This is a genomic window from Pseudovibrio sp. W64 (assembly GCF_001623145.1).
GTDB lineage: Bacteria > Pseudomonadota > Alphaproteobacteria > Rhizobiales > Stappiaceae > Pseudovibrio.
In genome coordinates, this window is record NZ_LMCI01000038.1 from 1,073,814 (window position 1) to 1,099,222 (window position 25,409).

Below are 25,409 nucleotides of genomic sequence, written 5' to 3' on the forward strand. Positions count from 1 at the left end.
CCAACCTTGATGCAAAACTGCGTCTGGAAGCACGCGGCTTTCTGCATCATCTGCAACACAGCATGGGCATGACCTCGGTTTACGTCACACACGATCAGGCCGAAGCCATGGCACTCGCCACCCGCGTTGCGGTTATGGATCAGGGCCGGATTGTGCAGTTCGCAACCCCAATGGAAATCTACCGTAAACCTGCCACCACCTTCGTGGCAAACTTTGTCGGCAACCCGCCCATGAACCTGCTGCCAGTGGAAGCAATGGTGGAAGACAACAGGCTGAAGGTCAAAGCTGACGGTCTGGATGTTGCAGACATCCCGATGCAGCGCTCCTTTGCAGAAGCTGTTGCCAACAATCCCAACATCACATTGGGTGTCCGTCCAGAGCACCTGCGTGCAACAGCAGAAGCTGAAAACGTGGTGCGTGGCAAGCTGTTCGCCAATGAAAACATGGGCGCGGAAAAGCTTGTCACCATTGAGCGCCCGGATGCTGCCCGCTTTACAGCCCGCATTTTCACGGATGACGACATCATCCTGTCAGAGGATGTGGCTCTCGGCTTCTCCAGCCAGCACATCTCCCTGTTTGATGCAGACGGAAACAGATTGGCACTGGACAATGAGTGACACTCTGGATCACCTCAAATTGCAGCACCACATCACGAAGGCAGATCAGCTCAAAGATCCGTACTTCTATCTGGAATTTGAGGTGCCGGAAGGAACGACACGTTTCGACGTGTCGCTGAATTACCCCAAGGCTAAGGATTGTATCATCGATCTTGGATGCCTTGATCCCGAGATTACGCCGTTTCCGGCAATCTCGGGGTTTCGTGGCTGGAGCGGGGGCGCCCGCGACAGCTTCTTCATCGCACTGGATGACGCCACTCCAGGCTACGTGCACGGCCAGATTGAACCGGGCACATGGCAGATCATCCTGGGCCTTTATAAAGTGCCGGAAAACGGCGCAGATGTTGACCTCACCATCTGCTTCGATCGGGCACCCAGAAAGCTTGCGCCACAGCCCGTCACACCCAATCCGGTGCGTCACGGAGCAGGGTGGTACAAGGGAGATCTGCACTGCCACACCTTCCACTCCGATGCGCGCGGTGCACCGGAGTTACTCCACGCCGCTGCAAAACAGGCAGGGCTGGATTTTCTGGCAATTGCGGACCACAACACCACCACCCAGCGCAGATATTTCCACCCGCATTCTTCACAGGATCTGGTCTTCGTACGAGGCATGGAAGTCACAACCGCAGTCGGCCACGCCAATGTCTTCGGCATTGATGACTGGCTCGACTTCCGCATGACCAAGCCAGACCACGCCCACATCGTCGCCAAAGCGGCTCACGACCGCGGTGGTCTGTTCTCTATAAATCACGACAAACCGCCGATTGACTGGACCTACGAGCTGCCAGAGACCGACTGCATGGAAGTCTGGCAATCTGCATGGCTCATGTATAATTGGGTGTCACTGGCACGCTATCAGAAGCGCCTGAGCGATGGACATCAGATTTCCCTGATTGGCGGCAGCGACTACCATCAGCCTGACCGGCTCTTACCAGAAGGGCCGCTCGTGCTCGCCCGCCCGACAACAGTGCTCTGGCTGGATGAACTCAGCGAGCAAGCGGTGCTGAGCGCTATGAAAGCTGGGCTTGGATATGTGACCGAAGGGCCAGACGGTCCGCACCTGTCGCTCACCTCCGGCTTGGCGCGAATGGGGGATAAACTACCGGCCAGTACCCACAGTTTCTCCGTCCACGTCAAAGGCGCCAAAGGGGATGTGTTGCGCTGGGTGGATGCAACAGGCTTGCGGAAAGAAGATGTTCTCATCAATGATGAACAGCAGATTTCCTTCAATCAGCCAGTCACAGGATTCCTGCGAACCGAGATCGTTGCGCGCGAAAACCACACAGAGCTGCTTGCAGAATTCCTGGGGGCATTTAAAGGCAAAAAGCTTCCTTTGGGGCTCACTGAAGAAGACATACTGGAACAGCCCATCATCCGGGCTCTTTCCAATCCAATATACATAACAACGGAATAGGACAGCACGGCATGTTGATTGGGAATGCACCGTGTTCATGGGGCGTCTGTTATCCAACAGGCAACGCATACACGCCAGAGGAGTATCTGGCAGAGGTCGCAAGCGCAGGCTACAAGGGGACTGAGCTTGGCCCTCTCGGCTACCTGCCAAGGGACACAGAGGCGCTCAAAGCCATGCTGATAAGGCACGATCTCACCCTGATCGGCGCAACCCACGTGCACACGTTCTCCCAGCCGGAAACCAGCGCCCGGTTTCATGAAGACATGCAAGCACAAGGTAAGCTCCTGTCATCGCTTGGCGCTAAGCATCTGGTGGTGATGGATGAAAGCAACGTCTACCCATCAAACCAGCTCGGTGTGATAACACCGGCTGCACGCAATCACATGTATGAGGACCTCACAAAGGCACATGCAATGCTTGCGGAGACCTACGGTGTTGCGCTGAATTTTCACCCTCACATCGGCACATGCGTTGAACTGGAAGCGCAGATTGATGACCTCCTGCAGAACACACCGCTCAACCTGTGCCTTGATACAGGCCATCATGCGTTTTGGGGGCAGGATCCACTCGCGTATATGCAGCGCAAATGGGACCGCATTGACTACATGCATCTGAAAAACGTTGATCCAGCCGTGCGCACGCGCGTTCTGTCTGGCGAACTCAGCGTTCCTGCGTCTCTGGCTGCAGGTGTCATGTGCCCACTTGCAGATGGAGCCGTTGATATTGCGGCGGTTATGGATGTCCTGCGGGCAAGGGACTTCCGGGGACCGGTTGTTGTTGAGCAGGATATTGCTGAAAACGCAAGTGAAACACCGCTGGAACTCGCCCGCCGCAACTTCTCCTTTATTGCAAAACTCGCTTAAGTCTGAGGAAGAACAATGTCACTGTCCGTCGGAATTATCGGCTTGGGCGAAGTCGCTCAGTTGATGCACCTGCCACTTCTTGCAGATGATGCCCGCTTTACCATCTCGGCCATCAGCGATGTCTCTAACGAACTTATGGAGTACATCGGCGACCGCTACGGTGTTGCAAAGCGGTATGCTGCAGCCTCAGACCTGATTGCGGACCGCTCGCTGGATGCAATCTTCATTCTGACACCGGATCACTTGCACGCAGATCTCCTGTCAGAGGCGATGAAAGCTGGCAGGCATGTCTTCATCGAAAAGCCGGTCTGCCTCAACAAACACCAGATCCCGCCATTGCTGGAAGAGCAAAAAAGCAGCAACAGCGTGGTGTTTGTCGGCTACATGCGCAGATATTCCCGCAGCTTCCTCGCTCTGAAGGACCGCATGCCGGATCTGGCAAACATCCGCCATGTCCGCATCCGCGATATCATCCGCGAAGCGCCATACTTCACCCGCCAGACCCGCCCCGTTGTCCGCGGTAGTGATGTCCCGCAGGAGATCATCAAAAAGGGCCAGCAGCGCACCACAGCCATGCTCCGTGAGATCATGGGGGAGAACGCCAGCGAAGATCAGTTGCGCGCCTATCAGGTCCTGACGGGGCTGTCCTCACACAGTTTCTCCGCCATGCGTGATCTGCTCGGCATGCCCAAGGCGGTGAGCTACGCCAAACAGCATGGTGGGGAAACAGTGATGGTCCTGTTTGATTATGGTCACTTCACCGCGCTGTACGAAGCTGTCATCTCTGACATTGCTGAATTCGATGCAGGCATCGAAGTTTTGACCCAGACGGAGCGGTACCATGTGACCTATGATACGCCGTACATTCGTAATCTACCGACACAACTTAGTATCACTCGTTCAACCGATGAGCAGACCACCAAAGAGGTGATTGGTCCGTCCTATGAAGACCCGTTCCGGATTGAGTTGGACGCCTTCTATAAAGCTATAGTGGATGGAGAGTTTTACGAAACAACGCTAACCGACGCAGCAAACGACTTAGCCTTGTTTGCTGATGTTGGAGCAAAGTTTACAGATGTAAGCTGAAGGTTATATTAGTTAAATCAATGCATTAACAGGCATTTCTGAATCTCTTTCTCAAGAATGCCTGTGAGCTTTCAAACCGTTACGCTCACATTTCAACGCAAGCAAACGCAAACCAACGCAAGGCCAATTTCCGTTGTGTGCATTGCGTAATAACCATCGCATTTTGTGTATTTAAATCTTGCCTCAAATACAAATCCAGACTGGATCTAAACTTACCTTAACTTAACCAAGTATCGGCAACGCAATTTTCAGCGAAAGACTCGATTTTTTCCATATCCGAAGAGCGACAACGCATAATTATGCGCAGCGCGATTAAAGTGTGAAACAGCAGTTTCCAGAACTTCGGAGTTTCCAAATGCCTGAGAATAACCTCCCTCCAGAGCACGAAAACTGGGCGCATGCAGTCTTAAAGACGATGAAGGTTAGGTTTGAGCTACCTGATGATGATCAGGTGCCGAACAGCGAAAATAGGCAAGGTGGCGAAACAGTCTCTGTTTCTCAGGCAGAGCAACCCCCGCAAGACAAAGCCGAAGAACAGCAGGCTGTTCTGGATCTGGCAGAACACAAGCGTATTCATCAAAAGGAATTATCTAAAGTAAGCAGGAACTTAAGGTCTCTTGCTAAAGCAGTACATATAGCTGGAAAGCGAACCGATATCTTCATTGAAGACGTCACTCAAAGGGTGTTTGAAGATGCCAAGCAGTTGGCTGAAGCCAATGTAAAGCAAGCCAATGACATCATGAACAAGCCAGACAAAAAAGGCTTTGTTGACCTTGGTAAACTGCAGGCCTTCATGGACCGTGGAGAAGAATATCTCCGCGTGATGCAGTCCAACTTCAAGGAAGGCCAGGACATCACGCTCGATAGCATGAGGGGGATAGCAGCTGAAGCCAAGAAGAAACTGGATGATGTCCATAAGCAACGCGCCAGTATTGAAACCTGGAACATTGATCTGTCTCGCTTTGACGGGGCTTACGAGCAGGCCGCTGAAAATATTAGGGATCTGAACACGGCATTGAACAGCAACAGCATCTCTGTTGCCAAGCAAAGTCTACAAGCCGCATCTATCAATCTTGCGGTGTTGAAAGACCTGCTGAAGAAAACGCAAAAACACGCTGCAAACGCGAAAAAAGATATCGAGAACCGAGTTCAATCAACCGAAACCGCAGCTGCTGATCTGAGTACACGTAAATCCGAAATTGAGCACAATCCCAAAGACCTGGAAGAATTTGAGAAGCTTCATGAGGCGGTCGTAACTAACTGCAAGCAAGCAACGTCTCTGGTCGCTGCAGGCAACGGCATTGAGGCCGAAAAAGCGGCTGAGAGCGCTGAAAACGGCTTCATCGAAATGCAGCAAGTTATGTTGCAAAGCATTGCGTCTTCTGAAGGGACACCTGAAGAGGACGATGATGACGAGAACGAAGTGAAACTGCTTGCTGGTGATGCGATTGAGCTGACAAAGAAGGCGGATGAGCTGGCCTCTCAGGAAGGGTTGGTGAGCGAGTACAACGGACTTCTGCCCGTCTTCAGGAAGGCGGATAAGTCGGCACGTAGCGCCATTGCAGAGGCGCAATCTGACCTATTGAAAGGTGAAGTGCTGTCCGCAGAAGATAAGCTTGAAAAGGTCAAGCTTGACCTCACAGAGATGCACGAGATTGCCGTGGAGGCACAATCGGCTCTTGAGATTGCACAGGAACAGATCGCTCTACTGCAAAAACAAGCCGATATTTTGCTCTCCCGTCGCTCTGAATTTGTGAAATTTGCAGAGGTAGAGGAGAGAAAAGTCATTTACCTCAAAAGGTTCGATACTATTGCGGGCGAAGTTGAGTTCAACCTTAATCGAGCAGAAACAGCGGTGAAAAATGAAAACCTGAGCGAGGCCAATCAGGTCACTGCCAACGCTCAGACCTCCATTACAAACCTGCAAAACCATGTCGACAAATTGCAGTACTTCCAGGGGATCAGAACAGCCGCCACTCAGGAGGAAAATACCGAGCTCTTCATGCAGACATTGGACAGACTGCGAGAAAATATTGCCGAGTTCAATGATCGTAGCGATGTCTTCAAAGACAAAGAAGAAGAGGCAATTTTCGATAATCTATACGATAGAGCTGTCGAGTACTCTGATCAGGCGGAAAATCTCTTCAAACGTAAGAAATACGAAGACGCCGACGATGCAATCGATAACACCCAGATTGCTCTCAGCGGCCTCGAAATCGCCTTGGAACGCGGCGCAAAAACCGCAGCCAAAGTTGCAGGCCTGAAGCTTGAGGTGCAAGAGGCCTGGGGAAGAATCCAAGCCTATGAAAACGTTGCGAATGGCATTGTAAATGATGAACTTCGTGGGGAATTTCTCAGTTTCAGGATGATCGCCCAAGGCTACGCCAAAGAAGCCTTCGACTACATCAGCCAAGGCCGCATCACAGACGCCAGAGGCGCGCTGGCAGACCTGAAGCAATCTATGGTCAATCTGGACGCTTTTGTCGCCAATCCGCCAAAACCAAAGCAACCGGAAAGCTATCAGGCAGGTACGGAAACATCTGAAGCGGAAGAGGAAGCTCTAACTGTAGAGCAACTGGCGGAAAAAGAAGAGCAGGAAGAAATTGCACTATTCGTCAGAGAGTTAAAGCAGCTTCGCGTTGAGGTCGAACAACTGAAAAACGCTGTCAAAGAGGGGAATAAAGTTTGGGAACGTTTCTGTGAAGGAGACTACCTCCAACGGTTCCAGAACTCATTCCAACTGGCAAACGCCTCAATCGATGAAGCGATGGATTGGCTCACAGGCGCTGACCAAATGATGACACCTGGCCCACGGATGAAAGTCAATCAGGATCTATTCATCACGAGCATACGAGAGCCAATCACAGAGGCCAAAAAAGCCTATCGCGACATGGAAAATGCGTTTGATGTCAGTAAGCAAATCGTGATGTCGCAGCTCAACGGCATCTCTGAAGGGGCCAAATACTATCTTGCCGCATTCGAAGATATTTACAAAGTGCGTGAAAACTTGGGTGGCTGGGCGATTGATCTGTCCGCATTAGATGATGCCTATCTGATAGCAATGGACAACATTGCGGAACTCAAAATATCCGTAGAACAACAAGATGTTGCAGCATCTCGGGATGCTTTGGATCTGGCTGAAACACACCGGCAGAGCATGAGACAGGCGAGTGAGGCAGCGGAAAAAGCAGCACTAGACGAAGAACTTAAGGTCTTCACGTCATTTTCTGACTTGCTGACTGACTACATTAAGCTGTCCGAACTTGTAGACACGGTTGCAAAATTTCCAGAGATTTTGAAAGTTTTTGAAAATGCAGATGCCACTGCGAGAGCTGGTCTGGATAAAGCTCATGAACTGGCAAAATCTGGAGAGGGAAAGGCCGCAGTACTGCAGTTTTCAGAAATCGAGAAAGCTATGGACGTCATGCTCGATGCTCTCGGTGACGCAGGTGTTGCAGCTGTGAGAGCAGAACTCGACGCACAAGCCCAGTACGATGCCGACATCACTGCCTTCAGAATTAAAAAAGACAACATTTATTCTGATGTTAGCAAACTACAAGACATTGTAATAGCTTCATACGATGAATGGTGGCCGTCCTGTCGTGACACCTATTTTGAAGGGACTTTCATTGAGGAATTTGATAAGGTACGATTGAATCTTACTGCTGCAACTGACTTAAATAACTCACAAGAGGACGGAGACCGTAAAGCCATCATTGCGGGCATGGAATCCGGGTTACAAGAGGCACTGGATGCCTTCAACGCGATGGACAATTTCCGCAAGCTCAGTGAGAACTTCACAGAGTCTCAGATGAGAGGATTGAGTCAACGGGCCGAAGGTTTCGAAAAGATTATCGACAACGTAAATGTGAGCCTTGATCAATATGCAGATTGGGGGTTGGATTTTACCGATTTCGAAACAAACTACAATAAAGCCAAAGGGTTGGTTGAGCAATTGAGGGAAGCCATTCAGAGAAAAAATTATCTGGACGGATTAGATCTCAATCATCAGCTTACCGATGCCGTGAAGGTGGTTGAAGCCGAGAAACAGCGTTATGCGAGCCTATTTGAAGAGGCAAAGGCGAGTTTCATAGAAGGCTTTGAAGTCTATCGGCAACGCATTGCAGACGTTGTAAAACGTCGACCAGAACTCGAAAAAATCAAACATCTTACAACGGCTTTTGATGATGCTGAACGCTCAGCTCTCCAGGCGATAGATCGAGGCATTGCCTTGATTAAAAAAGGAGACCGCTTCGGTCCTGACAAGGAAAGTGAATACATACTCAGCCAGGAAGATCGCATGCTTGAACTGCTCCAGGAGGCAGTGCCACTTGCGAAAGATCCAGAAAAGCTCGCTGCCACGATAAAGGAGAGCCAGCAAAAACTTGCCGAGTTCGAGGCTCTGAAGAAAGACATTCAGGATGGCATGGACCGGGAAGTCTTTGAAGCAATGCAGGTGCGTGGTGCTGAACATGCAGCAGAGGCACAAAAGCTGATGGAGCAGGAAAACTTCGAAACAGCCGAGTTTGAACTATTTGCCCTGCGCGTTGTTAATGAAGCTCTGCAATCAAGGCACGATTCCGGTGTAGCCATTGCAGACAAAATTCCTGAGCTGGAACAGGAAGTTGAAGATGTAACAACGGATCTGGACGATCTCAATAAGCTGAGCAGCACGATCCAGAATGCCGACGACGCAGTAAACTACGGTAAGTATCACACCATCGGTATCCGAACGGCCTTTGAAGCAAAAGACTTTCTCCTCAAAGGCGAGATCAGACGTGCTCAGGCAGCGTTAAATACACTCCAATACTACCTTGATAAAATGGAGGAACTTCTCGACAAACAGGGAACGAAAGGTCCTAAGCGCAGGTCTGGTTCGGTGCAATCTAAATCAGAGGATCAACCTGAAGAAACACTCAAGCCATCAGAAGAGCTGGAGTTGGAACGTGAGGACAGCTTCGGCCCAGCCGATGATGAAGAGCAAAAAGCCAACCTTCAAGAGGCAATCGCGTCCACTGACCAGCTTCTGGAAACAGCCAAGGCAAATGTTAAAGACCTGCTGGATGCATCTGAAGCAGAGTATTACGGGATGATCCTCCAGAAAGCCGAAGAGCACGCCGCCGCCGCAAAAGATCACCTCACGAAGGCCAGATTAGACGATGGCGATGAAAGCATCGAATACCTCAAGGTTGTCTTGGACACTCTACATGATGCGCACCGCGTAGGTCTCGCAACCTCGCAACTTGTGCCGGGCTATGAAAAAGAGATCAAAGAAATTGACCAAAAACTCATCCTGCTCAATCTGAAACGCAACACGATTAGCGACGCGAAGGCTCAGGCTGAGTTTGATAAGGTCCGCAACGAAGCGAGCGCATCTGATTATCAGGTTGCACGCTTGCTCAACGACAAAAACATCCGCAAAGTCAAATACGAAATGGACACCCTGCGCGAAAAAGTCGGCAACCTGGAAAAAATCCTGAACAGCCACACCAGCAGACGCGCAAAACTGAAGAATCTGCTGAAGCGCAAGAAGTAAAAGTAGGCGCCGTTGTTAGTTGTCAGCATTGTATTGGGAAAGGTGGACAAAAAAGCAGCACTCGCCGGGCGGGGAGTGCTGCTTTTGGTGGTGGGTGCCCCTGAAGGTTCGGGAGGAGGGTAAACCTTCAAAGGCACCTTATGTCTCTGTCAGTTAAATCTGAGCAGAGAGATCCTTGGCGAGTTTGGTGTACTTGTCGCCAACGATGAGGTGGAGCGCTTTGTCTCCCGCTTTCATGACCTGAATGCCAGCCTGTGACAGCTCTGGCATGGATACGCCAGCGATATCGCGCAGTTCCACGCGTACGCGGGTATTTGCAACAGCTTCAACAGCTACCACGTTATCCTTGCCGCCAAGCTGACCAAAGATGGCTGCTGCATCAAGGCTTCGCTCGGCAGCAGGTTGTGCAGAGGCACCGCCGCCTTGCAGGTAGATCTCCATATCGGTCTTCAGGTTCTCCGAAGCCGTTCCGAAAATGGCCTGAGCACCATTACCAACGCGGATCACACCTCGAGCACCGAGGGCTTTCAACGCAGCATCATCAACCTTGGAGACATCAGCGGTGCTGACACGCAGACGGGTGATACATGCATCCAGATTGGTGATGTTGTCTGCGCCGCCGAAGGCTTTCACAAGCGCTGCGGACATTGCATCTTCATCGCCGCTGGCAACAGCTGCGGAGGCTTCAGTTGCAGCTTCGCGGCCTGGAGTTTTCAGGTTCAGGGCTACAATGAGAACACGGAATACAGCGTAGTACAGAGCTGCGTAACCCAGACCGAACACGACCAGCATCCAGCCGTTGGAGGAGAGTGGGTAAAGCAGAACGTAATCGATGAAACCATGTGAGAAGGTCATGCCGTGCTTGATGCCGAGCATGATCATCAGGGAGTAGCCAACACCTGCCAGAATGGCGTGTGCGATGTAAAGAACTGGCGCAACGAAGAGGAACGCAAATTCGATTGGTTCGGTGATACCGGTCAGGAAGGAGGTCAGCGCAGCTGAGATCATGATACCGCCAACCATGGTGCGGTTTTCAGGCTTCGCGCAGTGCCAGATTGCCAGAGCAGCAGCAGGCAGACCCCACATTTTGAAGAGGTAGCCACCAGCCATGTTACCAGCAGTTGGGTCACCAGCAAGGTAACGCTGGATTTCGCCGGTCACGGCCTGACCTGTTGCCGGATCAATGTAGGAGCCAGCTTCAAAGAAGAATGGAACGTTCCAGATGTGGTGCAGGCCGAATGGGATCAACGCACGCTCGATCACACCGTAGATGAAGAACGCAACTTCCGGGTTTTCTTCCGCTGCCCAACGGGAGAACGCGTTGATGGCACCACCGATTGGAGGCCATACGAATGACAGGATAACACCGAGGAAAATACAGGCAAACGCGGTGATGATCGGCACAAAGCGCTTACCTGCGAAGAAACCGAGATAATCCGGTAACTTGATGCGGTAGAACTTGTTGAACATGAACGCAGCCAGCGCGCCCACGAGGATGCCGCCGAACACGCCTGTATCAATGGAGGTGATCCCGAGGATCGGCTTGGTTTCGATCGCAAGTGTCTCAGCAACAACGCCCATTGTTGCAAGAAGAACACCGTAACCAACCACGGCTGCAAGGCCGGCAACACCGTCGTTTTTGGCGAAGCCGAGTGCAACGGCAACTGCGAAGATGATTGGCAGGTTACCGAAAATCGAGCCACCAGCCTGAGCCATCAGGTGGTTGATGAATTCCGGAATGAACGGCAGGTCAGCTGCGCCGACGCCGAGAAGGATACCAGCAGCTGGAAGAACCGACACTGGCAGCATCAGGGACTTACCAACCTTCTGTAAGGCTCCAAATGCGTTTGAGAATGTACTCATTGTTTTTCCCCCAGAGTTGCATGGTGTGCGAGCACGCCATGCCCCCTGATTTTGTTAGGTATTCCCGACTGGAACACCAACTCCCACATTTACTCCTGCATCACTGCTGTGATTTGAGGAGATCTTTCACGTCACTGGTATCCGCGCAGTCCAAAGCTGCTTGCGCGAGCTTGCGGGACTCCTCCATGGATACAGTGCGAACTGTGTGTTTCACTTCCGGCAAAGCAGGTACGCTGACGGAAAGTTCTTTGATGCCGAGGCCGATCAAGATCGGGACGGCTTCAATCTGACTGGCAAGACCACCGCAGACGCCAACCCATTTGCCTGCATCTTCTGCGGCGCGAACGGTGAGTTCGATCATGCGCAGAACGGCTGGGTGCAGCGCATCCGCACGGGATGCGAGGCCCGGATGGCCACGGTCGATGGCCATGACGTACTGGGTGAGGTCGTTGGTGCCGATGGAGAAGAAGTCCACTTCCTGTGCCAGCTTGTCAGCCATGAGGGCGGCAGACGGCACCTCGATCATGATGCCGACTTCAACGTGCTCAACACCAAGGTTCTTCTGCTCTTCACGCACCAGCGTGTTGACAGCACGCAGCTCGTCCAATGCACTGATCATTGGGTACATGATGCGTGCATGACCCTTGTGTGCCTGAGAAAGAATGGCGCGGACCTGTCGGCGCAGGATGCTTGGACGCTCGATGCCTATACGCACACCGCGAACACCGAGGAACGGGTTTTCTTCATGCGGCATAGGCATGTATGGCAAAGGCTTGTCGCCGCCCACGTCCAGAGTGCGGATGATAACAGGGCGTTCCTTGCCCATAACCTCAAGAATTGCGCCAACTTTTTCGGCCTGTTCTTCTTCTGTCGGCTCGTTGAGGCGCTCCATGTAGAGGAACTCGGACCGCAGCAGACCAACAGCTTCAGCACCAGCTGCAACAGCCTTTTCAGCATCTTCTACGCTGCCGATGTTGGCTGCAATTTCCACCCGAAAACCGTCTTTGGTGATGGCTGGTTTATGCGCATCGCGCTGGTATTCTTCGGCTTGTTTAGCTGCGTTTTCGATCTTCTTGGTGAAGGCAGCTTGCTCGGCGTCAGTCGGAGAAACTTTGATTTTACCGCGCTTTGCATCCAGAAGAAGGACAGTGCCGTCTTCCAGGTCCTTCATGGCGTCTTCGACATTGACGAGGTAAGGCAAGTCGTTAGAGCGGGCGATGATGGCCGCGTGAGAAGAAGACCCGCCATGGGTGGTACACAGACCGACGATCTTGGTGAGGTCCAGAGCAACGATCTCGGAAGGTGTAACGTCTTCCTGAAGAAGGATGGTGCCTTCCTCTAAAATTTCACCACCGTCATCAACGCCAAGCAGTTTCTTCAAAACGCGCAGGCCGATGTCGCGGACGTCAACGGCGCGGCCAGCGAGCAGCGGGTCGTCCATTTTGGCTAGGGTTTCAGCCTGGGCTTCGTAAGCCAGCTTCCAGCTCCAGGCTGCGCCTTGGCCCTTGGCGATATCTGCCAGTGGCTTTTCGGAGAGTTCCGGATCGGAGAGCAGCTCGATGTGGGCGTTGAAGACCTCGGCCAGCTCTTCCTGACTGTTGTTGTTCAGGCGGTCGATGATGCTTTGCAGGTCTGCGATGGAGGATTTGACGGAGGCTTTGAACGCGGCACGCTCTTCAGCAGGGCCAATGCTTTCGCGAGTGACTTCCGGTAGAGCCTTGTTGTGTTTGACCAATTTGCCGATAGCGCGGCCCGGAGAGGCGGTGAAGCCGATGAGAACGCCATCTTCGCCGGACTTGACCTGAAGCAGAGGTGCTTCCTCGATCACGTCTTCCTGCGGAGCCTCGGAGAAGCTGGTGATTTCTTCGCCAAGACCAGCTTTCACAGCAGCGATAACATCTGCCACAACTTGCTGTGCGTCTGGTCCGACTGCTTCGATCTCCAGCTCGTCAGCCAGCTTTGTTTTCAATGACATAATGCCGGTGACAGAAGAGCCGCTGCAGGTCTTGCCGTTGACGGTAAAGGTGACTTTCGCATTTGCCTTGCGCACTTCAACAGCCAAACGGGCGGCTGGACGGGCGTGGAGGCCGGTGGCGTTGGGGATCTTGATGGAGCCGATGATGGCAGGACCAGTTGGCTCAGTGGCAGTTTCCTGCGCCAGAGCAGTGGTGCCTTGAGGATCGTTGCTGCTTGGAACAGTGAAGACGACCTGATTGAGGTCTGTCTGAACGGTGCCGAGAGGAGCGAGGGTCGTGATTTCCTGACCGCTGGTGATGACGATAGCGGATTGAACGGAAACACATTCGCGGGCGATGAGGTCTGCATCAAAGGTGATAAGGGGTTGACCTTGCTCGACCTGGTCTCCCTCTGCGACGTGCAATTCGAAGCCGCGGCCTTTCAGGGCGACGGTGTCGAGGCCGATATGCATCAGCAGTTCAACATCACCTTGTTGCAACGTAACTGCATGATGTGAATTATGAATTTGAGTTATCTTGCCAGCGAATGGGGCGTAAAGAACATTGTCTGTCGGGTCGATGGAAACACCATCACCCATCATCTTTTCGGCAAACACCGGATCGGGCAGGTCGGTGACAGCCTGAACAATGCCCTTCAAAGGCAAATTGATGGAAAATTTGTTTTTTGGATCCTTCACCGTTTTATCTCCCGATTATATTAGGTGAATGCGCGCCTTCTTAAGCTTCGGCTAAGTCTTGAAGAGACAAGAGGCGATTTTTACGCGAGGATCATTTGCGTAAGGCCGCACAACAATACGTAAAAAGACTAGTGTTACGGGGTGTTACGAATTGTTACAAAGGGAAATATTTCTCATTACATAGAGAATGACTTACTGATAGATATCAGTGCTAATCGACTTGATGTATAGATAAGATTAACTCGAATTATATACTAATATACATCATGCAATTACATGCAGTCGGAAGCGTCCTCCCATACATTTGCAACAATGCTGTAACAACAGCTTGATACATTACAGAGCCGCCAATCCGGGCTGTTTCATCCGTAATGAGGATCAGCACACGCTCCAGCTGCCCGAAATCTCAAAAACGTCCATGCCTGAAGGGAACGCGGGACCAGATTCCGCCTTGCGTTTTTATTTGCGTTGTTTTGTGAATTTTGCGTTCAAAGCGTGTTTTGGTGCGCGCTTATGTGCTGAACTGCGGGGAGAGGAACCTGCGCCAGAAAAGAGCCGCCGCAGGTCAAAATTCGATCTTCAGAGCAAGACAGTTCTGGCTTCTTTTTCGCTCAGATATGCAGCCTCAATAATCCGGATGGTCTGCATCGCGTCACGTGAGGAGACTGGGACTGCGGTGTCATTGCGAACGGCGTCCCGCATACCTGCGTAGAACCGTTCGTATCCACCTTTCTGGCTTGGTACCGGCGTACCTTCACCTGTCTCATCATAAAGCGTGCCCCAGTCGTCTTCAGCTTCAACGCCCCAGGTTGGGCTCGCAGGTCCGCCGCCAGCCTTCAGCATGTCCTCTTGCGGGTCCATGCCATAGGTGATGTAGGTGGCTTTATCTCCGCTCACCTGAAAGCGTGGACCTTGCTCTGTGCTGAGGCAGTTGCCGTGCAGGATGACATCACAGTCGTCATAGCCGAGTACGAGGTGGAAGTGATCCACCGCTGCCGCTTCTTTACGCTGAACGCGAAGTTTTGCCTGAACGGATTTTGGCGTACCAAACAAACTCAGCGCCTGATCGATGCCGTGGGCACCCAGATCATACAGGATGCCCGCACCGGGGATATCCTGCTCCCGCCAGCGGCCTTTGATGTCCGGGCGATAGCGATTGTAGTTGCACAGGTACGAGTGCACTTTACCAAGGCGACCTGTTTCCAGCAGGTCCTGAACCGTCAGGAAATCACAGTCGAAGCGTCGGTTGTGATAGACGGAGAGCTTCAGGTCTTTCTGCTCTGCAATGTCGATCAGCTCTTCCGCTTCTGCGCTGGTGATGGTGAAGGGCTTTTCAACCACCACATGCTTGCCAGCTTGCAGAGCCTTTTTAGCGTGATCGTAATGCAGCGTGTTGGGCAGGCTGAGAACGACAAGTTCAATGTCCGGCTGTGCCAACAGCTCATCAAAGGAGGTGTACGGCGTGCAGTCGGGCAACTTGCTTTTGACGAGGTCTGGCTTGCTGGACACAACGGCGGCAAGGTCGATGCCTTCAACAAAGGTCAGCAGGGGTGCGTGGAAGCTTTGGCCGGAAACACCAAAGCCCACGAGAGCCGTTTTAACAGGCTGAACAGAACTCATATTACGCATCACTCGCTGGAAAATTCTTCTGCACGTTGTCGAGGTCAAGAACGGTTGGCAGGGAGGCCTCGTTGCCGAGGAACTGAATGGCGTGGGCAGAAGCTGCGCGCGCTGTTTTGAAGTGATCTTCCCAAGAGCCTTTTGGGTCTGCCAGATATGCATAGACATAGGCACCGTGGAAAGTATCACCCGCACCGTTGGTGTCGATGACCCGTTCTTTTGGTACCTTCAAAGCGGCTTGGCGCTTGATCGGGCACTTGTCTTCGTACCACAGCAGACCTTTTTCACCCTGAGTGACACCACCGACCTTCACGCCTTTAGCACGCAAATATTCCAGTGTGTCTTCCGGTGATTTGCCAAGCTGCTCACAGAACAACTCAGAAACGATCGCCACATCAATGTAGTCGAGCAGTTCCTCGGTGTTCTCGCGAACGGCACCACCATCCAGAGATGTCAGGATGCCGTGTTTGCGGCAAAGTTTGGCGTAGTGCAAAGCGGCATGAGGGATGTGACCGTCTACGTGCAGCGCCTGACAGCCAGCCAGATTAAGCTCAGGAACCGGATGCAGGAAGTCATTGTCGCGACAACGCACGATGGCGCGTTTGCCGTCTTTTGGCATGATGAAGGACAAAGAACTTTCCTTCACTTTGCAGCTGTGGATCGGAATGGAGTATTTCGCGGCCATATCGCGGAACATGCGAGACAGCCAGTCATCTGCCATGGAGCACAGCAGGTCAGGTGAGATGCCCAGTTTTGCGCAGACGAAAGCCGCGGTGACGGCGTTGCCGCCAAAGCTGACAGCGTAATCCTGCGCAATTGCCTTCTCATCACCTTCCGGCATGGTCTCTGACAAAAAGGTCACGTCGATGTAGGACTGGCCAATAAATAGCGCTTTCATCCTGTACTCCATTAAAGTCCGGGTCACACTGCGCAAATGCAGCGATGGTACCTTCCGCTTTTAACGACGGATTTCTAAATGATGTCCTAGGGAAATCATGAAAGTGCCTTGCTCGCAAACCTGATGTATCAACTTGTTACATTACAGGTTGTTTTTGCGGGTCTTTCCCCAAAATGGCGGATGGAATGAGGGAAACTACGCAGAAGGTGAGTGCACCTACAACTCGCGCGGCAGTTTCACAAAAATACAGAACTTGCCTTCTGGTGTTTCGCCAAGGCTGATTTCGCCGCCATGGGCATTGATGATCTGTTTGACGATGGATAGGCCGAGGCCAACACTGGAAGAGCGGGTGCGCTCTACACTGTCATTGCGGAAGAAGGGCTCAAACACCTTTTCGTGCAGATGGTCCGGAATGCCGGGACCGGGATCACTGATGGAAACAAGCAGCTGATCATTCTCAAGGTTTTGCATCTCAACAATGGCCGCACCACCATATTTGAGCGCATTATCAATGAGATTGCTGAAGGCACGGCGCAAAGCGGTTGGCTGGCCGCTCATGACTGCGCGGCCCTCAACCTCCAACTCAACTTCGCCGCCGCCACCAAAAATATTGCGGCTTTGGTCCGTCAGCTTATGGCGCTGGGGGACGAAGACAACATCGTTGCCCGTGTCCATATAGTCATCACAAAGAGATTGCAGCAGCGCTGCGAGGGAGAGGTGCTGAGGCTCTTCCAGCAAGGCGTTGAACCGGAGGAAATCAAGGGAGGCTGCGATGAGGCGGGTCATCTCTTCCACATCATGCAGCATGCGATTGCGCAGGGTGGTGGATTCGATCTGTTCCAGCCGCAGGCGTAGACGGGTGGCAGGGGTGCGCAAATCATGACTGATGGAGGCCAGCATGCGCTTTTGCTCTTCCAGCAACTGCGCGCGGGCTTCCTGCTCTCGTACCAGCGTATCCTGAAGGGCAACGGCTTCCTCGGTGTCCCACGGTTTCAGCTCGGCACGTTCATACTTTGCGAGGGACCGGAACGGAGCGGCGGTGTAGTGAATGAGGCTGCGGGCCAGCACAAACACCAGAGTGATGCAAAGCGCGGCGATGATGAACAGCACTGGCTCCGTCATCCGGTCCTGCCAGAGCTTCGGGAATGTGATCAGGCGGTTGCCTTGCTGGTTTGGAAGCGTCAGATAGAGCTGAACAGCCTTGTCCTGCCGTGTGACGGCTTGAGCAAAAGCGCCCAGCTTATCAAGTTGATAGGCTGGATTGAGTTGGTCGTCCGAGATCAAATCTGCTCGAGGCAAAGCACCGGTAAACACCAGTTTGGCTGCGAGCTTGAGACCATCGTTATTGAAGGTCAAAGGAAGAGAAGAGACATCACCTGAAAGCACTGGTTTGCCAGCTTCAACAACCTGCAGATACTTACCCGCAAAAGGAGCGGGTGCAGTGCCGCGCATGTATTGGCTCAGTTCCGCACCGGCCTCAAAAGAGTTCGCCAGTGCTAACTCGCGCGTGTTGTAGGCGTTGAGCGTGAGCCCCAAAACCACGAAGACCGAGAGCACGGCGGTGATGAGAACCACAACCATACGGCGTTCAAGGGATCTGGGCAGGAGACTCAGGATCAGTCCTGACATGGCCACGCTCTTTTCAGTGCCATGGACCTACACCCGCGTTACGCTTTGAGAAAACAGATAGCCCTGATGGCGCACAGTGGTGATGAAGTCCGTATTCGGGTCCGTCTGTGCCAGCTTCTTGCGCAGGCGGCTGATCAGAATATCAATGCTGCGATCATGGGAATCCACCTTGGCGCCGCGCAGCACGCGGCCCAGTGTATCGCGAGAGATCGGCTTTTGCGGTGCCTTCACAAAGGTCAGTAAAGCGTCGAACTCGGAAGAGCTCAAATGCACCAGCACACCATCTGGTGCGGTCAGGTGGCGGGTTGCCTCATCCAGCTTCCAACCGGCGAACTCAAAGCGCTGCGCTTTGGGCGCGGCGGCTGTTTCAACATCTTCGGTGCGGCGGAAAATGGCGAAGATACGGGCTTGTAACTCTCGAGGATTGAACGGCTTTTCCAGATAATCATCAGCGCCCAGCTCCAGCCCGACAATACGCTCCGTATCACCTGTAATCGCGGAGATGATGATGATTGGCATCCTGGAGGTCTGGCGCACGCGCTGGCACAGGGTCAGCCCGTTTTCTCCCGGCAACATGATGTCCAGAACCATCAGATCAATGTGGTTGGTGTCCAGAAGCTCAATGGCTTCCTCTGCTGAGTTTGCAGTGAACACGGTGTACCCACGATCTTTCAGGAAGTCTGCCGTCAGGCTGGCGATTTCCTCATCATCGTCAACAATCAGCAGTGTTTTGTTCGAGAGCATCATACCTCGGTGTACCCATTTCAGTCCCAACCAGCTCACTCTGGCCCAGTGCTGTATAACAAAACATTTGGCCGCTGCGAGAGGAATGTGTATGCGTCAGGTTGTCTTGCACGTGCAAGTTCATTGGATTGTGTGTTTATACGCGATAAATTGAAGAAAGAGTTTGCTAGAAGCGTCCTTGAGAATACCCATCGGGAGAATGTAATGGGCAGCCCGCGTCTCAGCTTGGTCGCACTTGCTGTTTTATTCGGTAGCATAACGGCACAAGCCGCACCAACCGCTGAAGTTCTGCATTTCTGGACATCAGGCGGAGAAGCACGTGCAGCCCGTTCGCTCAAACAAGCGTTTGAGGCCCGCGGCGGCGTGTGGGATGACGCACCTGTTGCTGGTGGAGGCGGCGACGCCATGGCAGCCGTCTTGCGTGCCCGTGCACTGGCCCAAGTGCCGCCATCCGTTGCCCAAATCAAAGGCCAGAACATTCAGGAATGGGCCGAAGTGGGCTCGCTTCAAGGGCTTAACACCATAGCGCAGCAGCAAAACTGGGATGAGCTGCTTCCAGACCTTTTAAAAGAAACCGTTCAGTATCAGGGCAAATATGTTGCTGTGCCTTTGAACATCCACCGTGTGGACTGGATCTGGGCCAACCCCAAAGTGCTGGATAAGGTCGGCGTGACACCTCCGCAAACATGGGATGAGTTCAACGAGGTGGCGGACAAAATCAAGGCCGCTGGCATTATCCCGCTCGCCCATGGCGGACAGCCCTGGCAGGACGTCACCCTGTTTGAAGTGGTGCTGCTGGGGATCGGCGGCGCGGACTTTTACAAAAAAGTCTATCTGGATCTGGATCAGGACGCTTTGCGCTCAAAGACTATGATCAAGGTGTTCGACCAGATGCGCAAGCTCAGCACCTATGTGGACCCCGGCGCTCCGGGCCGTGAGTGGAACCTTGCCACTGCCATGGTGATGCGCGGTGAAGCGGCCATGCAGATTATGGGCGACTGGGCCAAGGCCGAATTTCTGACAGCAGGCCTCAAATACGGTGAAGACTTCATCTGTGTCTCGTCTCCCTCCAAAGGCGGTTACATCATCAACTCCGACAGCTTCGCCATGTTCAAAGTCTCAGACCCTGAGCAGAAAGCTGGACAGCAACTGATGGCCTCCATGCTGCTGGATGAAGAGGTGCAAAAGGACTTCAATCTGCTGAAGGGCTCTATTCCCGCCAGACTTGGCGTGAGCCTTGATGGCTTTGACGAATGTGCCATGAAATCAAGCGAAGACCTTCTTCTCAATGAAGCGCGCAACACCGTGGTTGGCTCCATCGCTCATGAGCTTGTGCAGTCCGGCGCCGTGCGTGGGGCTTTTCTGGATGTGGTCACAGAGCATTTCAATACGGATATGTCTTCGCAAGAGGCTGTCAATCAACTTGCCGAGACCGTAATCCTAGCAGATTGATTTCCCTCGGGCAGTCAGAGTAAAGCGTAGTTCCTGATAAGGCCGCAGCACCCAGTGAGCAAAGAGAACCCTATGTCCAACCCCCAGCAGCGCAAGCAGATGTCTGTTCTTGACAGATTGCAGCGATATTTGCCGCAGCTGGTGGTAGCCCCGCCGTTCTTGCTCCTCGTGTTCTTCGTTTATGGCTTCATTGCATGGACGGGCTTCATCTCGCTCACCAACTCCCGCATGCTGCCTACCTTTGATTTTCAGGGCATTCAGCAATATGTGCGCCTGCTGGCCATGGACCGCTGGAACGTGGCTTTCCATAACCTTCTGATTTTCGGCAGTCTTTATATTCTGTTCTCAATCACTATCGGCTGCGTGCTGGCCGTTCTGCTGGATCAACGCATCCGGGCAGAGGGTGCGCTGCGCACGATCTATCTGTATCCCATGGCGATCAGCTTCATTGTGACGGGTACAGCGTGGAAATGGATCCTGAACCCGTCCCTTGGCATTGAAAGTTACATGCAAAAACTGGGGTGGGAGAGTTTCCAGTACGACTGGATCGTCAACCGCGATATGGCGATTTATGTGGTGGTCCTCGCCGCCGTCTGGCAGGCCTCAGGCTTTGTGATGGCCCTATTTCTCTCCGCTCTGCGCACCGTTGATGAGGACATCATCCGCGCCGCTCATCTGGACGGCGCCAGCACAACCCGCATCTATTTCGGCATCATCCTACCATCACTGAGGCCTGTGTTTCTCTCCGCTTTCGTCATTCTCGCGCACCTGTCCATCAAGAGCTTCGACCTTGTGGTGGCGCTGACAAATGGTGGGCCGGGTTACTCCTCCACGCTGCCAGCCAATTTCATGTACGAGATGGCCTTCCGCCGCAACCAGATCGGCCTTGGGGCGGCTTCTGCCATGATGATGCTGGCCACCGTGGCCGCAATCATCGTGCCCTATCTTTATTCAGAGTTGAGGGCAAAGCGCCATGGCTGAGCCCAAAACACTCCCCAGCGCCAACGGCAAACGCCATCTGATTGGCCGCTTGTTTATCTGGACCTTACTGCTCGCCGCCGCCGTGCTCTATCTGGGCCCAATCTACGTGGTGCTCTCTACATCGCTGAAGGATCTAGCCGAAATCCGCGCCGGAGCCCTGCTGGATTTGCCACACGAGCTCAACTTTGCCGCATGGCGCGAGGCATGGTCCAGCGCCTGCATCGGCGTGCGCTGCGAGGGCCTGCGCCCGTACTTCCTCAACTCGGTCATCATGTCCGTGCCGTCGGTTGCGATCTCAACCCTGATCGGTGCCTTAAGCGGCTATGCCCTGTCGCTCTTCCGCTTCCGCGGAGCCAACATCATCTTCGCCCTGATGCTGTTCGGCTGCTTCATCCCGTTCCAGATCGTCATCCTGCCCATGGCCCAAACCCTCGGCTATCTGGGCATTGCCAACTCCATCACCGGGCTGATTGTCGTACATACCATCTACGGCATCAGCTTCACCACGCTGTTCTTCCGCAATTACTACGTCTCCGTTCCGCAAGAGCTGGTACGCGCAGCCACCATGGATGGGGCAGGGTTCTTCCGCATCTTCTGGCACATCATGCTGCCGCTCTCGATCCCGATCATCGTTGTCTCCGTTATTTGGCAGTTCACGCAGGTGTGGAACGAGTTCCTCTTTGGCGCCAGCTTCACCTCAGGCGGGTCTCAGCCGGTCACAGTCGCACTCAACAATCTCATCAACTCAACGACCAGCGTAAAGCAGTACAACGTGGACATGGCCGCAGCTCTCATTGCCGCTGCGCCGACCCTTGTTGTCTACATCATCGCTGGACGTTTCTTCGTGCGCGGGCTCACGGCCGGCGCGGTCAAAGGCTAAAGGCTCATTTATGGCGACCATATCCATCGAACATGCGTCAAAGTCCTTTGGCTCAACTAAGGTTTTGAAAGACATCTCCCTTGACGTGAAAGACGGCGAGTTTCTCGTTCTGCTGGGTGCCTCTGGCTGCGGAAAATCAACGCTGCTCAACATCATTGCAGGTCTGGAACCCATCGCAGATGGCACCATCCGGCTGGATGGGGAAGTGGTCAACGACGTCCACCCCAAGAACCGCGACATCGCCATGGTGTTCCAGAGCTACGCGCTCTACCCAAACATGACAGTGGAGCGCAACATCGCGTTCGGGCTGGAAATGCGCAAAATCAGCAAGGCAGAACGCAAAGCCACTGTCCGCGAGGTTGCAAGTACGCTGCAGATCGAACATCTGCTCTCCCGAAAGCCATCGCAATTATCAGGCGGCCAGCGCCAGCGCGTGGCTATGGGACGCGCCCTTGTGCGCCGCCCCAAAATCTTCCTGTTCGACGAGCCACTCTCCAATCTGGACGCCAAATTGCGCGGTGAAATGCGCACAGAGATCAAGAAGCTCCACCAAACCCTAAAAGCCACGATGGTCTATGTCACGCACGACCAGATCGAGGCCATGACGCTGGCAGACCGCATCGCCATCATGAAAGACGGCGTGATCCAGCAAATCGGCACCCCGCAAGAGATCTACAGCAAACCGGCAAACATGTACGTCGCCGGCTTTGTCGGCGCACCACCCATGAATTTCGTTGAAGTTGATCTAGTGAACCAAGAAGACCAGTTCGGCGTCATCCTGCCAGCCGTCCTGAAAGGCGAGCCAAAAAACTACTTCCTCCCGCTCCCAGACTCAAAACAACTCGAAACACGCGAGAACACAAAAATCATCCTCGGCCTGCGCCCCGAAATGATCACCCACAACGCCTTCACCCAATCCACAAACCCGGAAATCGAATGCGACGTCGACCTCCTAGAACCCACCGGCGCCGACACTCTCTGCCTCATCCGCCTAGCCAACCACCCCGCCAAAGCCCGGGTCTCCCCCTTATTTGCGTGTGACCCGGGAGAGAGCATGACCTTCTCTGTAGACATGAGAAGGGTGTGTTTATTTGACGGGGAGAGTGAGGAGTTGATTCACTTGTGAGTTTTTGAATAGACGAGTTTTTTAACCTCTTGATACTGCTTCTTCAGCAACACGCACTGCAAGTCTGAGTGGATCGACCTAGGTTACTGCCTTAGTGATTATCAGGTGGCAATACTCTTGCTTCGCTTATCAGGCAGTCGAGATCAGGAGAGGTCAGGCTTTGCAGAAAGGCTTCGAGGTCTTGTTTTTCTGCACCTGTGAGACCAAGCGGGCGGATGCGTGGGTCTTGACCACTCAGTTGTGATCCGCCTTGGTCGTAGAACTCAATAACCTGCGAAATCGAACTGAGATGGCCGTCGTGCATATAAGGTGGCGTTACTGTGAGGTTGCGCAGTGAAGGCGTGCGAAATCTCCATCTGTCAACTGGGTCCTCTGTTACCTCATAGCGCCCTAGATCAGCTTCGCGTTCAGCGCTAACAGATCGGATTTTTGAAAATTCCATCTGATGCACCACTCCGGGGGCAACTTGCACAGGAATGCTTGTCGGGGGATTTTGGCGCTTCTCTTCACGCATCTGACCATATCCGGTGTCATGGAAAAGTTCATCCGTAAAGAGAGCATGATCATCTTCGATCAGATGGCAAGCACTGCAGCCCGCTTTGCCGTTAAACACCTGAAAACCACGCTTCACATCGGCACTGACTGCAGTTTCATCACCACCAAAGTACCATTGATCAAAAGGACTGTTCCCCGCAAGGATTGTTCTTTGATAGGCGCCAAGGGCCATCCCAATCCTGTCGAGAGACGCCTGAGCCTCGAAGGCATCCTCGAACATCTGCGCATAGTCCGCAAGCTCCCTCAAAAGAGCAACAACATACCCCGCAGAGGGATTTGCCATTTCATTTCGCGCGGTTAATGGACCGATAAACTGTGTCTCCAATGCATGATCCCGGCCATCATGAAACAGCACATTCAGATACCCGACATTCAAAATGCTTGGTGAGTTTCGCTTAAGGCTGCGCCCTTCAACGCCGATGGCTGTGCTCAGCTCCCAATTGGTGAACCCTTGTTCTGGAACATGGCACATGGCGCAAGACATTGTGCGATTGATCGACAAGCGCCGATCGAAAAACAACTTCCGGCCCAACTCAATCTTCGCGACACTCGGTGGGTTGTCATGTGGATGGGGGACGGGCGGAAGTCCAAGTGGGGTAGAAAGGCTCCGCTTCAAAGCCACTACAGACCAGTTTTCCGGGTCTGCTATGCAATGCGATTGTGCATGTGCGCCATCTGTCCAACACAAGAGACTGCCAATCAGACATGTAAGAAACCATTGGCGCATTATGACCTGCTTTCTTCCAGTAGAAGCGTCTCCACATCAGTGATCAGGAGCCTCGGGTCGATGGTTCCAAGTCCATAAACGTTACGTACAACGCCTTCGCGATCAATCAGATACATTCGTAAAAGATGATTTATGACCTCCTGATCATTCGACCGATCAATGACTTGGCCAAAACCATCCAGAATAGGCTGCAGATCTGCCATGCCTGAACTCGTAAGCACGTGCCATTTCAGCTTTTGATCGGCATTCGCATCGATTTGAAGGGGGTATGAAAAGGAGTTGATGGCCTCAACCGTATCGCGGGCAGGGTCAAAGCTGATAGTGATCAGCTGAACGTCTTCTCGCAGTCTGGGCAGCTTTTCGCTGGCATCGTGAATTTCAAAGAGCGTCGACATGGCGATAGGACACCCATTCTCATCACCGCACATCAGATAGACAAAGCTCACCAGATTGATCTTGCCTCTGGTCAGCGCTGCAAGTGAATGTGTATTTCCATTTACATCCAGAACCTGTCCATCTGGCGCCGTCCTAAACCGGTTCAGTGTGTAAGAGCCCGGCTTGGGAGGATCAAACTGAAACTCTTCATGAGGGGTAAAGGCATCTGCAAATGGGCGAGTGGGAGCAGCTTGTCCGGCCATTAAGGTATACCAGAGTGCTGGAAGTGTTGCTGCAACACCACTGAAGACGAGGAGCTTTTTCAATACACGCATGCATCAGACCTAATGAGTTGGAAAAGCATGGGGCAACACGCGTGCTGCCCCA

General features: G+C 53.0%; 17 protein-coding genes. 9 read left to right on the forward strand and 8 right to left on the reverse strand.

From position 1 onward, the window contains the following. From PsW64_RS28260 to PsW64_RS21375, 5 genes are all read left to right on the forward strand, one after another. Positions 1-617, forward strand: a 617-nt coding sequence (locus PsW64_RS28260) for a TOBE domain-containing protein (RefSeq protein ID WP_244277318.1), incomplete at its 5' end; no start/stop codon positions are given. Next, positions 610-2,034 carry a CehA/McbA family metallohydrolase gene (locus PsW64_RS21360; protein ID WP_063304870.1) on the forward strand — a complete coding sequence of 475 codons (1,425 nt, stop codon included), beginning with the start codon at positions 610-612 and terminating at the stop codon, positions 2,032-2,034. The genes PsW64_RS28260 and PsW64_RS21360, both read left to right, overlap by 8 nt. 11 nt (positions 2,035-2,045) lie before the next feature. After that, positions 2,046-2,897 (forward strand): sugar phosphate isomerase/epimerase family protein, encoded by an 852-nt coding sequence (locus PsW64_RS21365; protein ID WP_082831172.1) that lies wholly within the window; start codon positions 2,046-2,048, stop codon positions 2,895-2,897. Between the two features lie 15 nt (positions 2,898-2,912). After that, positions 2,913-3,983, forward strand: coding sequence for a Gfo/Idh/MocA family protein (locus PsW64_RS21370; RefSeq protein ID WP_063304871.1), 1,071 nt, complete (start codon positions 2,913-2,915; stop codon positions 3,981-3,983). Positions 3,984-4,338: 355 nt separating this feature from the next. Continuing rightward, positions 4,339-9,519 (forward strand): hypothetical protein, encoded by a 5,181-nt coding sequence (locus PsW64_RS21375; RefSeq protein ID WP_063304872.1) that lies wholly within the window; start codon positions 4,339-4,341, stop codon positions 9,517-9,519. A gap of 153 nt (positions 9,520-9,672) precedes the next feature. Here the strand turns inward: PsW64_RS21375 and ptsG are convergent, their stop codons facing one another. The 6 genes from ptsG to PsW64_RS21405 all read right to left on the reverse strand — a co-directional run bounded on the left by ptsG (position 9,673) and on the right by PsW64_RS21405 (position 18,926). Then, positions 9,673-11,382 (reverse strand): PTS glucose transporter subunit IIBC, encoded by a 1,710-nt coding sequence (ptsG, locus tag PsW64_RS21380; RefSeq protein ID WP_063304873.1) that lies wholly within the window; start codon positions 11,380-11,382, stop codon positions 9,673-9,675. 100 nt (positions 11,383-11,482) lie between these two features. Beyond that, a complete protein-coding gene (ptsP, locus tag PsW64_RS21385) occupies positions 11,483-14,035 on the reverse strand; it encodes a phosphoenolpyruvate--protein phosphotransferase (RefSeq protein WP_063287490.1) in 2,553 nt (850 codons plus the stop codon). A 579-nt stretch (positions 14,036-14,614) separates the two neighbouring features. Beyond that, the gene (locus tag PsW64_RS21390; protein WP_063287491.1) at positions 14,615-15,655 is read right to left on the reverse strand and encodes an oxidoreductase; all 1,041 of its coding nucleotides are present in this window, start codon (positions 15,653-15,655) and stop codon (positions 14,615-14,617) included. Position 15,656: 1 nt separating this feature from the next. Then, the gene (locus PsW64_RS21395) at positions 15,657-16,553 is read right to left on the reverse strand and encodes a sugar kinase (protein ID WP_057464591.1); all 897 of its coding nucleotides are present in this window, start codon (positions 16,551-16,553) and stop codon (positions 15,657-15,659) included. 216 nt (positions 16,554-16,769) lie between these two features. Continuing rightward, positions 16,770-18,182, reverse strand: a complete 1,413-nt coding sequence (locus tag PsW64_RS21400; protein ID WP_063304874.1) for a sensor histidine kinase — start codon at positions 18,180-18,182, stop codon at positions 16,770-16,772. A 27-nt stretch (positions 18,183-18,209) separates the two neighbouring features. Continuing rightward, positions 18,210-18,926, reverse strand: a complete 717-nt coding sequence (locus PsW64_RS21405) for a response regulator (RefSeq protein WP_208980914.1) — start codon at positions 18,924-18,926, stop codon at positions 18,210-18,212. Between the two features lie 204 nt (positions 18,927-19,130). On the opposite strand from PsW64_RS21405, the gene PsW64_RS21410 reads away from it, so the two are divergent. From PsW64_RS21410 to PsW64_RS21425, 4 genes are all read left to right on the forward strand, one after another. After that, entirely contained in the window at positions 19,131-20,378 is a 1,248-nt protein-coding gene (locus PsW64_RS21410) for an ABC transporter substrate-binding protein (RefSeq protein ID WP_063304875.1), read from the forward strand. Positions 20,379-20,450: 72 nt separating this feature from the next. Further along, positions 20,451-21,359 carry a carbohydrate ABC transporter permease gene (locus PsW64_RS21415; protein ID WP_063304876.1) on the forward strand — a complete coding sequence of 303 codons (909 nt, stop codon included), beginning with the start codon at positions 20,451-20,453 and terminating at the stop codon, positions 21,357-21,359. Next, positions 21,352-22,239 (forward strand): carbohydrate ABC transporter permease, encoded by an 888-nt coding sequence (locus tag PsW64_RS21420; RefSeq protein ID WP_063304877.1) that lies wholly within the window; start codon positions 21,352-21,354, stop codon positions 22,237-22,239. Before PsW64_RS21415 ends, PsW64_RS21420 begins: the two co-directional genes overlap by 8 nt. Before the next feature lie 10 nt (positions 22,240-22,249). Next, entirely contained in the window at positions 22,250-23,365 is a 1,116-nt protein-coding gene (locus PsW64_RS21425; protein ID WP_063304878.1) for an ABC transporter ATP-binding protein, read from the forward strand. A gap of 91 nt (positions 23,366-23,456) precedes the next feature. Here PsW64_RS21425 and PsW64_RS21430 read toward each other — a convergent pair whose 3' ends face one another. Then, the gene (locus tag PsW64_RS21430) at positions 23,457-24,647 is read right to left on the reverse strand and encodes a cytochrome c peroxidase (RefSeq protein ID WP_063304879.1); all 1,191 of its coding nucleotides are present in this window, start codon (positions 24,645-24,647) and stop codon (positions 23,457-23,459) included. Further along, positions 24,647-25,357, reverse strand: coding sequence for an SCO family protein (locus PsW64_RS21435; RefSeq protein WP_063304880.1), 711 nt, complete (start codon positions 25,355-25,357; stop codon positions 24,647-24,649). Before PsW64_RS21435 ends, PsW64_RS21430 begins: the two co-directional genes overlap by 1 nt. Between the last annotated feature and the right edge of the window lie 52 nt (positions 25,358-25,409).

Excerpts from the sequence above, each read along its gene's own strand:
- PsW64_RS21360 (WP_063304870.1), top strand. The coding sequence starts at position 610 with ATGAGTGACACTCTGGATCACCTCAAATTGCAGCACCACATCACGAAG.
- PsW64_RS21365 (WP_082831172.1), top strand. The coding sequence starts at position 2,046 with ATGTTGATTGGGAATGCACCGTGTTCATGGGGCGTCTGTTATCCAACA.
- PsW64_RS21370 (WP_063304871.1), top strand. The coding sequence starts at position 2,913 with ATGTCACTGTCCGTCGGAATTATCGGCTTGGGCGAAGTCGCTCAGTTG.
- PsW64_RS21375 (WP_063304872.1), top strand. The coding sequence starts at position 4,339 with ATGCCTGAGAATAACCTCCCTCCAGAGCACGAAAACTGGGCGCATGCA.
- ptsG (WP_063304873.1), bottom strand. The coding sequence starts at position 11,382 with ATGAGTACATTCTCAAACGCATTTGGAGCCTTACAGAAGGTTGGTAAG.
- PsW64_RS21390 (WP_063287491.1), bottom strand. The coding sequence starts at position 15,655 with ATGAGTTCTGTTCAGCCTGTTAAAACGGCTCTCGTGGGCTTTGGTGTT.
- PsW64_RS21395 (WP_057464591.1), bottom strand. The coding sequence starts at position 16,553 with ATGAAAGCGCTATTTATTGGCCAGTCCTACATCGACGTGACCTTTTTG.
- PsW64_RS21400 (WP_063304874.1), bottom strand. The coding sequence starts at position 18,182 with ATGTCAGGACTGATCCTGAGTCTCCTGCCCAGATCCCTTGAACGCCGT.
- PsW64_RS21405 (WP_208980914.1), bottom strand. The coding sequence starts at position 18,926 with ATGCTCTCGAACAAAACACTGCTGATTGTTGACGATGATGAGGAAATC.
- PsW64_RS21410 (WP_063304875.1), top strand. The coding sequence starts at position 19,131 with ATGGGCAGCCCGCGTCTCAGCTTGGTCGCACTTGCTGTTTTATTCGGT.
- PsW64_RS21415 (WP_063304876.1), top strand. The coding sequence starts at position 20,451 with ATGTCCAACCCCCAGCAGCGCAAGCAGATGTCTGTTCTTGACAGATTG.
- PsW64_RS21420 (WP_063304877.1), top strand. The coding sequence starts at position 21,352 with ATGGCTGAGCCCAAAACACTCCCCAGCGCCAACGGCAAACGCCATCTG.
- PsW64_RS21425 (WP_063304878.1), top strand. The coding sequence starts at position 22,250 with ATGGCGACCATATCCATCGAACATGCGTCAAAGTCCTTTGGCTCAACT.
- PsW64_RS21430 (WP_063304879.1), bottom strand. The coding sequence starts at position 24,647 with ATGCGCCAATGGTTTCTTACATGTCTGATTGGCAGTCTCTTGTGTTGG.
- PsW64_RS21435 (WP_063304880.1), bottom strand. The coding sequence starts at position 25,357 with ATGCGTGTATTGAAAAAGCTCCTCGTCTTCAGTGGTGTTGCAGCAACA.